General features: G+C 35.2%; 11 protein-coding genes. 6 read left to right on the forward strand and 5 right to left on the reverse strand.

What is annotated here, in order from left to right:
* Positions 1–869 precede the first annotated feature (869 nt).
* Together mnmE and NZ698_RS14510 are read right to left on the reverse strand one after the other, a co-directional pair.
* A complete protein-coding gene (gene mnmE, locus NZ698_RS14505; RefSeq protein WP_263003922.1) occupies positions 870–2,303 on the reverse strand; it encodes a tRNA uridine-5-carboxymethylaminomethyl(34) synthesis GTPase MnmE in 1,434 nt (477 codons plus the stop codon).
* Between the two features lie 500 nt (positions 2,304–2,803).
* Positions 2,804–4,573: an aminopeptidase P family protein gene (locus NZ698_RS14510; protein ID WP_263003923.1), complete on the reverse strand. Its 1,770-nt coding sequence runs from the start codon at positions 4,571–4,573 to the stop codon at positions 2,804–2,806.
* Positions 4,574–4,887: 314 nt separating this feature from the next.
* Here NZ698_RS14510 and NZ698_RS14515 point away from each other — a divergent pair, with 314 nt between their 5' ends.
* Both NZ698_RS14515 and NZ698_RS14520 read left to right on the forward strand, forming a co-directional pair.
* Positions 4,888–5,325: a DUF6526 family protein gene (locus tag NZ698_RS14515; RefSeq protein ID WP_263003924.1), complete on the forward strand. Its 438-nt coding sequence runs from the start codon at positions 4,888–4,890 to the stop codon at positions 5,323–5,325.
* A gap of 205 nt (positions 5,326–5,530) precedes the next feature.
* The gene (locus NZ698_RS14520; protein WP_263003925.1) at positions 5,531–6,634 is read left to right on the forward strand and encodes a DNA topoisomerase IB; all 1,104 of its coding nucleotides are present in this window, start codon (positions 5,531–5,533) and stop codon (positions 6,632–6,634) included.
* A gap of 30 nt (positions 6,635–6,664) precedes the next feature.
* Here NZ698_RS14520 and NZ698_RS14525 read toward each other — a convergent pair whose 3' ends face one another.
* The 3 genes from NZ698_RS14525 to NZ698_RS14535 form a co-directional block, all read right to left on the reverse strand.
* Positions 6,665–7,981: a sensor histidine kinase gene (locus NZ698_RS14525; RefSeq protein ID WP_263003926.1), complete on the reverse strand. Its 1,317-nt coding sequence runs from the start codon at positions 7,979–7,981 to the stop codon at positions 6,665–6,667.
* 118 nt (positions 7,982–8,099) lie between these two features.
* Entirely contained in the window at positions 8,100–9,443 is a 1,344-nt protein-coding gene (locus NZ698_RS14530; protein ID WP_263003927.1) for a sigma-54-dependent transcriptional regulator, read from the reverse strand.
* A gap of 15 nt (positions 9,444–9,458) precedes the next feature.
* Positions 9,459–10,499, reverse strand: coding sequence for a PDDEXK nuclease domain-containing protein (locus NZ698_RS14535; RefSeq protein WP_263003928.1), 1,041 nt, complete (start codon positions 10,497–10,499; stop codon positions 9,459–9,461).
* A gap of 174 nt (positions 10,500–10,673) precedes the next feature.
* Between NZ698_RS14535 and NZ698_RS14540 the strand changes: the two genes are divergently transcribed.
* The 4 genes from NZ698_RS14540 (at position 10,674) to NZ698_RS14555 (ending at position 15,538) form a co-directional block, all read left to right on the forward strand.
* Positions 10,674–11,915 (forward strand): efflux RND transporter periplasmic adaptor subunit, encoded by a 1,242-nt coding sequence (locus NZ698_RS14540; RefSeq protein ID WP_263003929.1) that lies wholly within the window; start codon positions 10,674–10,676, stop codon positions 11,913–11,915.
* Positions 11,916–11,921: 6 nt separating this feature from the next.
* Complete coding sequence (locus NZ698_RS14545) at positions 11,922–12,296, forward strand: hypothetical protein (protein WP_263003930.1); 375 nt, start codon at positions 11,922–11,924, stop codon at positions 12,294–12,296.
* Positions 12,297–12,309: 13 nt separating this feature from the next.
* A complete protein-coding gene (locus tag NZ698_RS14550) occupies positions 12,310–13,032 on the forward strand; it encodes an ABC transporter ATP-binding protein (RefSeq protein ID WP_263003931.1) in 723 nt (240 codons plus the stop codon).
* Between the two features lie 91 nt (positions 13,033–13,123).
* Complete coding sequence (locus tag NZ698_RS14555; protein WP_263003932.1) at positions 13,124–15,538, forward strand: ABC transporter permease; 2,415 nt, start codon at positions 13,124–13,126, stop codon at positions 15,536–15,538.
* Positions 15,539–15,603 lie beyond the last annotated feature (65 nt).

Below are 15,603 nucleotides of genomic sequence, written 5' to 3' on the forward strand. Positions count from 1 at the left end.
ATGGTCTTCCTGTTGGGTCGGTTTCCTGTAGCATTCCGAAATCTACAGCCAAAATGTTGCGCTCAATACCCGAAGATTTGAACTTTGCTTTAAATGACATAATAATATATTTTAAGGTTAAATTAGAATTCGTTATTGCCTAAAGTCTTACTAAAGCCCAATCAATGGGCAATGAAATACAATGCTAAGCAATGATTGGCTTTATCTATGGCAATGAAGATTTTGAGTATTTATAAGTAATCACAGAGTAGTGATGGTGAAAATTCAGCGATTTGTGTCTTTGTTTTTGATACATATTTGCGTTTTTATAATGATTAATAACCAACAATGGAAATATCTATGTCAAATATATGTCATATTTTAATACAAAAATCATTTCTAGTTAAAATTTTAAATACAAAAAACACCTATTTAACATAATAAACACAAGATCTTAATATTCATCGGCTAAGCAAGATTCAAAAAAAATTAAAATAATTGATGTGCAAATGATTTTAGATACAAAAATGGAGCAAGTTTGGCAACTTTTTTAATGAATTGAGACTTGAAAAAAGTCGAGCTAAGGGAAAATTAAAGAATTGTTGAATAAATTTGTAGATTTTAAAGATAAAAAAAATCACTTAATTTCATTTTAATCCTTGATAAACCAATCTCATGTTTTTTTGGATAAAACCTTCTAAAAATTATACCAATAAAAATAATATCAACGCCATTAAAAATAAGATACAAGATCCACCTAAGCGGTACAGATGTTTGTGGTTTGAAAGATACATTATTTGTCCAATGCTGTAATATTGCCACAAGGTACCAATTTTACAATCATCTCAAAACTAATCGTTTATTTTGGTATTATGTTTTATTTTGTGATCCTACTTGCCAATACAAAACTTAGAAAAAATATTCCCCAAAACCTCATCATTCGTAACTTCTCCGGAAATCTCACCAAGATGTTCAAGCGCATTTCTCAGTTCATAAGCTAGCAATTCTGTTGAAATCTGAGTAACAATCGCTTCTTTCACTTTACTGACAGCATCCAGAGATTTTCCTAAAGCTTCGAAGTGACGCTGGTTGGTGATGACCACATTATTTTCCTGAGATTTTAATTGCTCGACGTAAGAAGACAGTTCGTTTTTAAGATCCTGAATATTCTGGTTTTCAACAGCAGAAATTTTAATAAAATCAAAGTCGTCCGAAATTTCACTCCTGAAAATATTTTCTACTTTTTCATACGTTGCCGGAGAAACTTCGTCAATTTTTGTTGCACAGATAATGAGTTTCAGATCGTCTCTCATTAAAGACTTAATCATCTCAATATCTTCGGAAAAATCCTCTGTCGCAGCATCCGCTAAATAAACAAGAATATTGGCATTTTCTACCTTTTCTTTGGCTTTCTTCACGCCGATCGCTTCAATTTCATCTACCGTATCTCGCAATCCCGCTGTATCAATCAATCGGAAAGCGTGACCTTTAATGTGAAGAATTTCTTCGATGGTATCTCGTGTTGTCCCTGCAATATTGCTGACAATGGCGCGTTCTTCTTTCAATAAGGCATTCAGTAAAGTAGATTTTCCGGCGTTCGGTTTTCCGATGATCGCGACCGCCGTTCCGTTTTTGATGGCATTCCCGTACTGGAAACTTTCAATCAGTGAATCTAATTTAGTTTCGATTTTATCAAGTAGCTGATTCAGAGCAGATCTGTCAGCAAATTCTACATCTTCTTCCGCAAAATCCAGCTCAAGCTCTACAAGTGACACAAAATTTAAAAGATCTGTCCTCAGGAAAGATATTTCATTGGTGATTCCTCCTTTCAATTGATTCAAAGCTACTTTTCGGGAAGATTCATTTTCTGAAGCAATCAAATCTGCAATAGATTCTGCCTGGCTCAGATCAATCCTTCCGTTCATGAAAGCACGCATCGTAAATTCACCCGCTTTTGCCATTCTTGCTCCGTTTTTAATCAAAACTTCAAGAATTTTTTTCGCAATATGTGGCGAACCGTGAAAAGAAATCTCTACCGAATCTTCTGCCGTAAATGTTTTCGGAGCCCTGAAAACTGAAACCATTACTTCATCGATCGTTTCCTGGTTGTCGGTTGTTGGTTGTTGGTTGTCAGTAACCAAATCCTGAATCTTTCCATCTACAATAAATCCGTAATGAATCGTGTGCGAATCGGCTTTTTCCAAGTTTTTTCCCTGAAAAATTTTGTTCACAATTTCAAAAGATTGTTCTCCGGAAATTCTAATAATTCCGATAGCTCCGATTCCGTTGGCAGTTGCGAGTGCGCAGATAGTGTCGTGATTCATAGTGCAAAATTACGGAAATTTAACAGGCTAAAAAACTCTTCTATTCAAAAACTCCTTTACCTAAAAACTCTCCCGCTATCCCATTTCTCAGGAGCCAGGAACCTGCTTTCACTACTCGCTTTTTTGCGCCACCTCTTTTCCCATTTCCTGCAAAAAGAGCTCAAACATGCCGTTCAATCAGGGCTAAAAAGTCGTTAAGGATAGATAATGAGTCTGAGAAATTAATGTTCAGCGAAGTTGAAAGTTTACCGATAACCTGCTTCATCATAAAAAGCAAAATCATCCCATTTCTGAGATGATTCTGCGCAAATTTAATTTAAATATGTGTGATGTGATTTGGTACAGCAAATGTAGCCTCAATAATTGTTATTTATTCTAGTAAAATGCACATAAATAAAACCGTAAAAATACGGTTGCAGATTTCAAAGAAGCATTTTAACACCAATAAAAAAGCCTCATATCTGTTTGATACAAGGCTTTTTCTATTTTGTTTTACACCATTAAAGTGGTTTTACCAATTCAAGGAACCAGTCTTTCACTTCATCTTCCAGTAACGGAGCTATTTTTTCTTCACATGTTTTGTGATAATCATTCAGCCATTTGATCTCGTCTGCAGATAAAATTTCTTTTACGATCGTATCTTTGAAGAACGGACAAAAAGTCAAAGTTTCAAACTCATAAAAAGTTCCTGATCCTGTAGTTTCAGATTCTTTTACCGCAATCAAGTTCTCATGACGGATTCCGTATTCACCTTCAACATAAAATCCTGGTTCATTTGAGCAAACCATTCCCGGAAGTAATTCCTGAGGATTCAGATCTTTTCTGATGTTTTGAGGGCCTTCATGTACATTCATAAAACTTCCGACACCATGTCCCGTTCCGTGATTATAATCTTTACCATTCATCCACAAAGGCAGCCTTGCAATCGCATCCAGCTGAACGCCTTTTGTACCTTTCGGAAATTTCACCATCGAAAGACGGATCATCCCCTGCAAAACCAATGTTGAATTTAATTTAAACTCATCAGAAGCCTCACCCAAAGCCAAAGTTCTTGTAATATCGGTAGTTCCTTCCAAATACTGACCTCCGGAATCCACCAAAATTGTAGATTCGTTTGTCACCTCCTGACTTTCTTCAGATTTCGCAGAATAATGAATTACTGCGCCATTTCCTTTAAATCCAACAATACTTCCAAAGCTTTCACCAACAAAATTTTCTCCTTCAGCACGGAAACCTTTCAGCTTTTCACCGATAGAATATTCGTTCATGCTCTCTTTTCCGGCATTTTGAGTCAGCCAGTGAAGAAATTTAACCATCGCTACTCCATCTCTGATCATCACTTTTCTGAAACCTTCCAGTTCAGTTTCATTTTTCTGAGCTTTCATCAGATTTCCGGGAACAGCAGCCTTTATAAACTCATTTCCAATTTTCAAGGCTTCAAAAATTGACTGATTGCTGTTTGGTGAAATTAAAACTTTTGCGTTTTGAATGGTTTTAAGATGGTTGTAAAATTCCTCGTAAGGCATCATTTTCACCCATGCTTCGTCCATTTGCCTTCTCGATTCAACATCCATTTTTTCAAGTTCTGTAAAAAGAAACGCATCATTTTTTGTAATGATGATATATCCCAAAAATACAGGATTGCTTTCTACATCACTTCCTCTTAAATTTAAAGTCCATGCAACATCATCAAGACTTGAAATGATATGAAAAGTCACTTCCTGCTTTTCCATATTTTGACGGATAGCAGCAATTTTATCGATCACAGATTTCCCTGCTCTTTCAATCGGATGTGTGTAAATAGGATTTTTTGAAGGTTCTCCCCTTTCTTTCCAGACTTGTTTCAGTAAAGGAAGATCGGCCAATGTTATGTTTTTTGAATGTAATTTTCCAAAAAGCAATTCCCAGTTGGCGTGAGAAGTTGCCAAACCATTCACTGCCACTTTTCCGTTTTCCGGAATTTCAGAAATAATCCAGTCGATATAATTTGGAGTTCCATCCATCCCGTCTTTGAAAAGATCAATTCCGGAACCTTCCAATTCTATGGGAGCCTGTGTAAAATATCTTCCGTCAGTCCAAAGTCCTGCCTTATCTTTCGTAACAACCACAAAACCTGCAGATCCCGTAAAACCCGACAACCAAGCTCTTTCCTGCCATTCTGTGGGTAAATATTCGCTCATGTGAGGATCAGCAGAATATACAATAAATGCATCAACATTATTTTTTTGCATCTCTTCACGAAGTGCAGCTACTTTTTCGTTTGAAGTCATTATTTAAAATTTTAAAAACCGAAAGTTACAAAAAAATCAAGTTCGTTTTTCCTTATTTTTAAAGCTTATCAGAGTTAAGTGGTTATTTTTTGGATGCTGTTTTCCGGCAATCCGACTATCATCTTACTATTGACTACTTTTTTATTTTAAATGAAATCAATCGACTATTACAAGGTCACAGCTTCTATTAAGACTAAATTGAAGTCGCTGTACGACTTACAGTTAACATACACCATTCAATTCTTTAATACCACAAAGTCATTATCATTATTGATATCATAATATTTTGGAAAGGTTATTGCTATATTTCAAAAATGAAAACCCAGAATTACAGCAACCACAGGAAATTTTATCCGCCACACCACTTTGTTTATCTTCCTATCCTGTTTATTTTAGAAGGTTACGGAATTTATAAAATTTGGGACGATGCAGAGCATCAACTGATATGGATTCTATTTTCCCTGATCATTTTTCTGATTCTGTATCTGGCATTCATGACAAGGCAGCATTATGCATTAGGACTTCAAAACCGATTGGTAAAACTTGAATTCAGACAAAGATATTTTGAGATTTTTAATAAACGGTCTGATGAAGTTTGCGAGAAACTCAATTTCGGCCAGATTGCTGCATTAAGATTCGCTTATGATGACGAGTTTAAGGAACTTTTATATAAAGCTCTAAATGAAAATATTTCAGGTGACGAGATCAAAAAGTCGATCAAAAACTGGCGACCTGACAATGACAGAATTTAAATAAATAATCACTAAATAAACTATTATGAAAAAGTTATCATTATACAGCATGAGTCTGTTTAGCTTTCTATTATTAACAAGCTGCGAAGCAGTAGAAACAATCTTCAAAGCCGGAATGTGGTGGGGAATAATAGTCGTTGTAGGCATAGTAGCACTTTTATTATGGCTATTTTCAAGGGGTAAGAACTCTTAACCAAATTATTTTATGGATCAATCAGATCAAGAGATTATTTCTCACCTCAAACCGTCGAAGATTATCAAGATTATGAAAGATCCGGTAGCTTCTGCAAAGGCAGTAAATCTTATTTATACTTCCGATGCAGAAACCGCCGGTATCATTCGTAAAAAAAGAGGAACAAAGTATTCTTACTATAAAGACGGTGAAAAAATTAAGGACAAAACAGAAATTACCCGCATCAACAGTCTGGTAATTCCACCTGCGTGGGAAAATGTCTGGATTTGTACATTAGACAACGGTCATCTTCAGGCGACAGGATTTGACGCATTAAAAAGAAAGCAATACCGATATCATTCACTTTGGAGTGCATTGAGAAATCATACCAAATTCTACAGAATGCTACAGTTTGGTTATGCATTACCAGAAATACGTCTTCAGCTTGAGAAAGATTTAGCTTTAAGAAATTTCGAAAAGCGTAAAATTCTTGCATTGATTGTTAGTTTGATGCAACGAACCAATATCCGTATCGGAAACAGTATTTACGAAAAACTCTACGGTTCTTTCGGCTTAACGACATTGAAAGGAAAACATGTAAAAGTGGAAGGACAAAAGATCAACTTTGCCTTCAAAGGTAAAAAGGGAGTAATGCATGATGTTAATCTAAAAAGTAAAAGACTGGCAAAACTGATTACAAAATGTAAAGAAATTCCCGGGAAAGAACTCTTTCAATATTACGACAGCGAAGGAAACCGACATCATATAGATTCCGGAATGGTCAATGAATACATTAAAGAACTGAGTGGTGAAGATTTTACTGCAAAAGACTTCAGAACATGGTCCGGAACGGTTAATGCTCTGATTGCTTTCAAAGAAATCGGATATGCTGAAAATAACTCGCAATATAAAAAGAAAGTAAAAGCTGCATTAGATATTGTCGCTGAACATCTTGGGAATACGAGTACAGTTTGCAGAAAATATTATGTGCATCCATTGGTTATCAATTTATACGAGAATAATTCCATCAAAAAATATCTTGATGCATTGGAAGTGATTGAAGAAAACGACGGAAAAGCAGGATTAACCCACGAAGAAAAGCTGGTTTTGAAAATTCTGGAGAATGAGAAAATGTAAATAGTTAGTTAGTTGTAAGTAGTTTATTAACTACTCTAAAAACCACATTTCAAAACGACTTCCTTTTTCTATAGGTTTATAATTAAGATAACCTTTATGAGCCTCGATAATACTTTTGCTCAAAGTTAAACCAATTCCGGAACCACTGATTCTTGTTGTGAAAAAAGGAAGGAAAATTTTGTCCTTAATTTCATTCGAGATTCCGATTCCGTTGTCTTCAACACTTAGTAGAATTCGTTTGTTGAATGTTTTTATTTCTGTTTTGATGATTCTTTCTGAGTTGTCAGCAACTGCGTAAATTGCGTTTAGATAAAGATTAATCAAACATCTTTCAATCATTTTCTGGTCAGCAAAAATCATTTGATTTTCTAATGAATTGATGATTTTAATCTGATTTTTTTCGAATTCAGGTTTGAGGAAATTCAATGCAGATTCTACAATTTGTGTCAGAGAAATAGTTTTGAACACAGGTTTTGGAAGTTCAGCAACTTGTCGGTAATCATCCACGAAATTCAGCAATTGCTTGGATTTTGAATTGATAATCATCAGACTTTCCTTCATTTCTTCCTGGTCATCTTTGTCAACAATTTCTTGATTGGCGATATATTCAAGATTTTGAATCAAGCTGTTGACAGGCGTCAAAGTGTTCAGAAGTTCGTGTGAAATGACTTTCATTAAATTATTCCAGGCGAGTTTTTCTTTTTGTTCAATGATTTTCTGAACAGATTCCAAACTGATGATGCAGAAACGGTTTTTGACATTCTGCACTTTTTTGGTTCGAAGAGAAAATGACTGTTTTACATTTTCATTAATCGAAATATCAAAGAATTCCTGCGAGTTTTCGTAATTGGTTTGCGCGATGATTTTATAAAATTCTGATGTTTTCGATTCGTACAATTCCCACGAATTATATTTCGGAATCTGTAATATTTCCAGGAAAACAGGATTCACATAAAAAACTTCCCATTGATTATTCTTCTCGGTAAGAATCATCAATCCGATTTCCAGTTGATTTAGAATTTCTTCGTACAAAAGTTTATAGGAAGACAAAGTCAAATATTCTTCTTTGCTTTGATAATAAAGTTTCACAGCATTATCCACCAAATTATTTTCCTCAGTTTTTGGAAACAGTGAAAAATCTTTTTTCTGAATCGCCAACAATATTTTCTCACTTTTTTGAACATAACTCAAAGCTGAAATCTGCGCCAAAATAATGCATCCAATACTTACACCAGTAAACAATCCGAAGTTTATCCACTTGGTTTGTGTGTAAAAATCAAAAGCGAAAATCCCACTGACAATCGCCAGAAGAATAAATATCAGCCAGATAATTTGTTGTTTGTTCATCTATAATTCAAATTGATTAATAGGATTTCATCCTATCCTTGATTAAATCGTTCCTTCGGAGCTGTGCTTGAATTTTAACTTCAGACTTACTTCCTCCCTCTTCCAACTTCCTGCTTTATCATAATTCAAATTTTTCCATTCTTCTGTAAAGCGCGGCACGCGACAATCCTAAATCTTCCGCCGCGAGAGAAATATTTCCTCTGTGTTTTTTCAAAGCTTTTTTGATGAGAATTTCTTCCATTTCCTCGATGTTGAGGTTGACGATTGGTTTTTCAAATTCTTCATCTTGAGGCATCAATAATTTTAAATTTTTCTCATTGGAAAGAATCACGCTTCTCTCAATACAATGGTCGAGTTCTCGAATATTTCCGGGCCAAGAATAAATGGTGAGTTCATTAATTAAAGATTCATTTAAAGCTAAGTCAGATTTATGGTATTTCTGCTTGTATTTCTCCAAGAAATAATCGGCTAAAGTAGGAATATCTTCCAAACGCTCTCGCAAACTGGGAATTTGCAATTCAACCGTATTGATTCTATAATACAAATCTTTCCTGAAACGATTTTCTGATACGGCTTTTTTTAAATTTTCATTCGTAGCAAAAATAAATCTGACATCCAACGCTCGTTCCTTGTTTTCTCCGATTCTCGTTAATTTTCGGTTTTGAATCAAGCTCAACAATTTGGTTTGAAGATGAAGCGGAAGATTTCCAATCTCATCCAAAAATACCGTTCCGTTCTGCGCATTTTCTATTTTCCCCGAATAATCCTGATTCGCGTCGGTAAACGCTCCTTTTTTGTAACCAAATAATTCCGCTTCAAACAAATTTTCAGACAGACTGCCCAAATCGATGTGAACGAAAGGCTCGTTTTTTCTTTCCGATAATTCGTGAATGTGCTCTGCCAAAACATATTTTCCCGTTCCATTTTCTCCTAAAAGTAAAACGTTGGCGCCAGTCGGTGCCACTTTTGTGATTTGTTCCATCACTTCCTGCATCGCAAAAGACGCAGTTTCCAATTGGTATTGATTGGTTTTTAAGCTCACATTTTCCCACTGATTCAGTTTTTTGTTTTTTCGTGAAATATCAACTGCGAGATTCACAGAAGCGTAGAGCTTTTCATTATTCCAAGGTTTAAGAATAAAGTCTGATGCACCATTTTTCAACGCTTCAACCGCCAATTCCACCTCGCCGTAAGCCGTCATCAGGATGATTGGAAGCTGAGGTTCCAGCGTTTTGATTTCATTCATCCAATACAATCCATCCTGCCCATTTTCAAAACCTTTCCGGAAATTCATATCAAGAAGGACCGTGTCAACTTGCTGTTCGGCTAAAAACTTCAGAATATTTTTAGGCTGACTCAAACAACTTACTTCGGTGAAAAATTTCTTGAGCCAGACTCTCGCCGAAAATAAAATATCCTCGTCGTCATCTACTATTAAAATATGAGCTTCTTTTTTTCGCATTTTCGTGTTATAAGATTAAAGCAATTTCTTGCGTTCGAAACGTTCTTTTGCTTCTATAAGGGCAGAGTGTAATTTCCTTTCTAATTCCTTTTTAGAAGGCAATTCTGTCCAATATTCTGCTACCATAATTCCATCTTTGTGCATTTCCAAAAGCTCCACTTGCTCCTTACTGCTTTCGGCGCAAAGTATAAGTCCGATTGGGGTTTCTTCGCCTTGCTGACGTTCATTTTTATTCAGCCATTTCAGATATAATTCCATTTGACCTTTGTGTTTTGCCTGGAATTTTCCTAATTTCAGTTCGATGGCTACCAATCTTTTAAGTGAACGATGATAAAATAATAGGTCAAGGTAAAAATCTTCGCCGTCGATAATCATTCTTTTTTGGCGTTCCACAAAAGCAAAACCTTTTCCTAATTCTAAAATAAATTTTTCTAATTCGTGGAGAATAGCAGTTTCAATATCTTTCTCGAGATAACCGTTTTGCAGTCCAAGGAAATCTAAAAGATATGGGTCTTTGAAAGTATTAATAGGAAAATTTTCGTTTTTATTGACTTGAATATTTGCAATTTCAGTTCTTTCGAAGGCTTTGTTGGCGATTTGTTTTCTAAGTTCCCTCTTTCCTAATGTTCTATCAATTGACAACTCGGCATAAAACATTCTTTGTTCATTGGTTTTCAAAGGAATTAGGATTAAAAAATGAGACCAGCTTAATTGTCGTGCCAGTGGAACGACAATTTGCATTTCGGGAAAAACATCTGCAAACTGCATCATTCTTCTTACATTTCGCTCCGTAAAATTCCGACCATATAAAGTTTCCAATTGTGCCGACAATGTCGGCACAATTTGTTTTCCATATTCTGCACGTTGATTCTGAAGAATGTCATCATTGATACGCTTACCAACCTGCCAAAACAAAATGGTCAAAGTACTGTTGGCCTGCATCGCAACCTGATGGCGACTTTGCTCTATTAACTTTGATAAATCTGTCAATAGTTTTTCATTAAAAAATCCTATTTGATTATCGTTGGAATCTGTATTTTTTGATTTTTTTATCATAATTTTTAATTTTCATCAATAAGATGTCCGTTTTCGCACAAAAAGTGTCCGATAATGAACAGTCTTAAAATTAATAAAATTATATTTAATCACATTTCCAGAGTGTTACGAAGTTATAAATCTCTGGCATCTGCATTGTGTAATAGTCTGTAGATAAATAAGTTATCTCAAAATATGGATACGAAAATAGTAAAAAAGAAATCTAAACTAAAATTAATATCGATTATCATTCTTTCTGGTTTGGCGATTTCAGTTTTTGGCTGGTACTTTTTGAATCAGAAAAAAACTTATAATGTAAAGCTGGAGGATATTCAAACGGATGAAGTGACGAATGGGAAATTCGAAGATATGCTGATGGTTACGGCGCAGACTCAATCTCTTAATTCTTCTTTGGTAAATGTATTGGAAGGTGGAGCAGTAAAAGAGATTTTTGCGGAAGATGGACAAATAGTAACGAAAGGACAGCCCATCGCAAGAGTTTATAATCCGAATACAGAATTCAATTATCTGAATCAGGAAACGGGAATTATGCAGCAAATCAGTCAGATGAGAAGTTCGCTTTTGGAATTGAAAAATCAGGAATTCAATCAGGATAAGGAGTTGCTTCAATCTCAGAATGATTATAATACGGCTTTGCAGTCTTTCAACCTTCAAAAAAGATTGTACGATGCCGAAATCGGAAAGAAAACCGATTATGATATTGCTTTGCAAAATTTGAATTATCAGAAACAAAGAAAAGTAATTGTCGAAAAAGGTGCTTCCAGCGAAAAAGCTTCCAGAAATTCTCAGTTTTCTGCCATCAATAATTCCATCAATCAAATGGAGAAAAGCTTGAATATCCTTCGTTCCAACAAAAATAATTTCCTGATAATGTCACCTGTTTCCGGAAGATTGTCATCATTCAATATTTCATTAGGACAAAATCTGACGAGTGGAGAAAGCATTGGAAAAGTCGATTTGATGGGTGGTTACAAGCTGATTGCAAAAGTGGATGAGTATTATATCAACAAATTAATCAACGGCATCAAAGGTAGTCTGGAAAGCAATGCGAAACAGTTTGATGTGATTATTACCAAAATTCTTCCGGAAGTGAAAGACGGACAGTTTTCAGTGGAACTTAATTTTGTAGATGTAAAACCTGAAAATCTGAAAATGGGAATGACCTTCGGCGTGAAACTGAAATTGTCTGCTGACACGCAAAGTATGATGATTCCGAAAGGAAATTTTTACAAAGACACCAATGGAAAATGGATTTTCGTAGTGAAAGGTAACAAAGCTGAAAAGCGAAACATCAATCTAGGAAGAGAAAATCAAATGTATTACGAAGTGGTTTCCGGATTGAAACAAGGTGAAACAGTCATTACATCAGATTACAATGAACTGAAAAAATATGAGATTTTAGATATTCAAAAATAATTAATTATGAAAAAAATATTCTTAATATTATTATGTTCATTTTCCGCAATGGCATATTCACAGAAGCCAACAGAGCTGGAATGGACCGTTTCTTTCAAAAAGAATCACGTTATTTTTGAATGTTCCAAAGGTTGTAATTATAGCTATTTGAGTTTTGACGCTTACAAAAAAGTAGTCCTTAATGAAAATGCAATGGCGAATCTTGAGAAAAATCCCGACGAGGAAAATTCCAATTTTCTGGTTCAATATTCAAAGAAAGGAAACCAAATCAATCTGGAAGGAATAAAAGGCGTGGATTGGAAAAACATCACTTTGACCAGAGATGTAAAATCAAAATATTACATCAATCAAACAGGCGAAATCAAAAAAACAACACTTTAAAAAATTAATAAAAATGATAAATATTCAAAACCTTTCAAAAGTTTACAAAACAGAAGATGTTCAAACCAACGCCCTGAACAATGTAAGCCTGCACATCAAAGAAGGCGAATTTGTAGCGATAATGGGACCTTCCGGTTGTGGAAAATCGACTTTCCTTAATATTCTTGGACTTCTCGACAGCGCTTCCTCCGGTTCTTATCAATTCGAATCAACGGAAACTATCGGAACTTCTGAAAAGAAAAAATCGGACATCAGAAAGAAAAATATCGGTTTTATTTTTCAGAATTTTAATTTGATTGATGAACTTACGGTGTATGAAAATATCGAACTTCCATTAATTTACAACGGCGTTTCTTCCTCAGAAAGAAAAAAACGTGTGGAGGAAATTATGGAGAAAATCAATATCGCACACAGAGCAAAACATTATCCACAGCAACTTTCCGGTGGTCAGCAACAAAGAGCGGCCGTTGCAAGAGCTTTGGTGACGAAACCAAAATTAATCCTTGCCGATGAGCCAACCGGAAACTTAGATAGTTCCAACGGAAACGAGGTAATGAACCTTTTGGCTGAACTTCACAGAGAAGGTTCTACAATCGCAATGGTAACACACTCGTCTTATGATGCCGGCTATGCTTCCAAAATTGTGAATATGAAAGACGGCGAAATCTTCAGCGAAGAACATTCTTCCCAAAGAAAAGATGTGTTCGAAAAAGCAGATTCTAAGAATTTTGAATAATCTTTTAGTGTATTGTATAAGGTGTTGAGTTTTTCGCTCAATCAAATATTTAAAACTAAACTCAAAATACTAGAAACCAAAAACCACAACTATGCTCAACAACTGGCTCAAAATTGCCTTCATCAATTATAAAAAAAACTGGCTCTCCACCATCATCAATCTTTTTGGATTAACGATTGGACTGACAGGATTTATGCTCATCCTGATGCATTGGAATGACGAAGAATCCTTTGAAAAATGGAATCCTAAGAAGGATAATATCTATTATTTTCAAACTTATAATAAAAAAGAAAACGTCTACGGATCAGCTATTTCAATCCCTTTAGCAGAAAATGCTTCAAAGCGCATTTCAGAAGTTCAGGATTACGTGCTGATGACCAATACAGGTACTTCCTACAAAATGACCACTAAGGTCAAAACCGCGTATCAAGAAAATGGTTTTCCGGTGAGTGAGAATTTCTTCAATCTTTTTCCTTTCAAACTGGTTTCCGGAGCGTATAAAAATGCGCTTAAAAATGATACGGATGTTGCAATCTCAACAATCACTGCCAAAAATATTTTTGGAAAAACGAATGTAGCTGGCGAAACGATCAAATTTGATAATAAAAATTATGTTGTAACTGCTGTTTACGAATTACCAAAGGGAAATAGCCAGATAAAACCCGATTTTGTTTACAAACCGGCAGACCAAATCAAAAATGATAAGGAGCAATGGGGAAATTTCAACTATGCTGGATTTTTCCTGCTGAAAAAAGGGGCAGACCATAGAAATTTTGAGAAAAAGTTCCTTGATATTATTTTGATGCGTGCAAAAATAGATGCGAAGAAAGGCGGAATTACACCCCAACAGTATATTGATACTTACGGACCAAACGATTCTCTGCTGACGCCGCTTGACAAGATGAAACTCCACGCCGAGTCAACCTGGTTTGGAAAGCCGGATTTCAAATCTATTCTAATTCTTTTCACACTTTCCGTTTTGATTGTGATTTTGTCAGCCATTAATTTCATCAATTTAAAAACAGCACAGGCTTCTCAAAGAGCAAAAGAAATTGGGGTAAGAAAAGCAATCGGAAGTACAAAATTAAGTCTTGTTCTGCAGTTTTTACTGGAAACTTTTTTGATCTGTATTGCAGCATATCTGCTTTCATTGGCATTGACAGAACTTCTTTTATCAAGCTTCAATAAGTTTTTTAATAAGGAAATCGTAATGAATGACTGGCATATTTACTTCTACTCATTTGCAATGGTAGCTCTGGTAACTGTTATTTCGGGGTTAATTCCGGCTTTATATCTATCAAATTTTAAAGCGATAGAAACCTTAAAAGGAAACTTTGCCAGAAATAAACACGGCGTCTGGCTAAGAAACGGAATTCTTACTGTACAACTGATCATTTCTTCATTCTTTATCATCGGTGGATTAATAATCAATCAGCAGGTTAAACATATGATGAACAAAGATTTGGGATTCAGCGGGAAGCAAATTTTTCAGGTTAATTTTAATGAATATAACAACGGAAAACCCTGGCTGAAATATGAAAGACTGAAAAATGAAATGGCAAAGATTAAGGGTGTGGAAAGCATTTCGTATTCAGAAGCGCCACCTGCAACCGGCAATTTCAGCAGTTCCAATATGGATTATATGAGCCAAAGTATTCAGGCGCAACACGGTTCTATGGATTACGATTATCCTCAGTTTATAGGTGTGAAGCTATTACAAGGCCGATGGTTAGATCCAAAATTATCTTCAGATACAATCTACAACGCTTTGGTCAACGAAGCTTTTGTAAGAAAACTAGGCTGGACAAATGATCAGGCAATGAAGAGAGATATCAGACCAGGATTTGACAACAAACCTTATCACATCATCGGAATTATTAAGGATTTCAACATCAGAAGTTTAAAAAGCGAAATAGATCCGATTATATTTTTCCATTACAGAGCTACGGAGTGGAAGAGATTTAATGTTTATAATATTCATTTAAAATTAAAACCAGATGACATTGATGGGACGGTGAAGCGAATCAAAACTTACTGGCAAAAAAATGTAGAACCCGGTTATCCGTTCAATTCTTATTTCATTGATAAACAGTTTGCCAAAACATTTGCAACTTATCAAAAACAACAGACCCTTTTCACAATTCTAAACGCAATGGTTTTAATGGTAGCCTTACTCGGATTATTCGCCTTATCATCGTTAATGATAGAACAAAAACTGAAAGACGTCGCCATCAGAAAAACGCTTGGCGCTTCAGACGGAACTTTGATTATCGGATTAACAAAACAATTCCTCTGGATTACTTTAATTGCCGTACTTATCAGTATTCCAATCAGTTATTATTTAATGAATGAATGGTTGAAAGATTTCGCTTACCGAATTGATATGCCGGTTTTCCCATTCGTTTTGAGTTTGATTTCATTATTGATTTTGACATTCGCAGTAGTAAGCGTCAAAGCATATCAAGCCACAAAAGTAAACCTTGTGAAATATCTGAAATACGAGTAGAATTTGTTGACAGTTGTCAGTTGATAGTTGATGGGAATTATCAACTGTCAACTATCAACCATCAA

Origin of the sequence: Chryseobacterium edaphi (assembly GCF_025628985.1) — a bacterium.
In the GTDB taxonomy this organism is placed as follows: Bacteria; Bacteroidota; Bacteroidia; order Flavobacteriales; family Weeksellaceae; genus Chryseobacterium; species Chryseobacterium edaphi.

Coding starts and splice junctions, on each gene's coding strand:
- mnmE (WP_263003922.1), bottom strand. CDS start 2,303: ATGAATCACGACACTATCTGCGCACTCGCAACTGCCAACGGAATCGGA.
- NZ698_RS14510 (WP_263003923.1), bottom strand. CDS start 4,573: ATGACTTCAAACGAAAAAGTAGCTGCACTTCGTGAAGAGATGCAAAAA.
- NZ698_RS14515 (WP_263003924.1), top strand. CDS start 4,888: ATGAAAACCCAGAATTACAGCAACCACAGGAAATTTTATCCGCCACAC.
- NZ698_RS14520 (WP_263003925.1), top strand. CDS start 5,531: ATGGATCAATCAGATCAAGAGATTATTTCTCACCTCAAACCGTCGAAG.
- NZ698_RS14525 (WP_263003926.1), bottom strand. CDS start 7,981: ATGAACAAACAACAAATTATCTGGCTGATATTTATTCTTCTGGCGATT.
- NZ698_RS14530 (WP_263003927.1), bottom strand. CDS start 9,443: ATGCGAAAAAAAGAAGCTCATATTTTAATAGTAGATGACGACGAGGAT.
- NZ698_RS14535 (WP_263003928.1), bottom strand. CDS start 10,499: ATGATAAAAAAATCAAAAAATACAGATTCCAACGATAATCAAATAGGA.
- NZ698_RS14540 (WP_263003929.1), top strand. CDS start 10,674: ATGGATACGAAAATAGTAAAAAAGAAATCTAAACTAAAATTAATATCG.
- NZ698_RS14545 (WP_263003930.1), top strand. CDS start 11,922: ATGAAAAAAATATTCTTAATATTATTATGTTCATTTTCCGCAATGGCA.
- NZ698_RS14550 (WP_263003931.1), top strand. CDS start 12,310: ATGATAAATATTCAAAACCTTTCAAAAGTTTACAAAACAGAAGATGTT.
- NZ698_RS14555 (WP_263003932.1), top strand. CDS start 13,124: ATGCTCAACAACTGGCTCAAAATTGCCTTCATCAATTATAAAAAAAAC.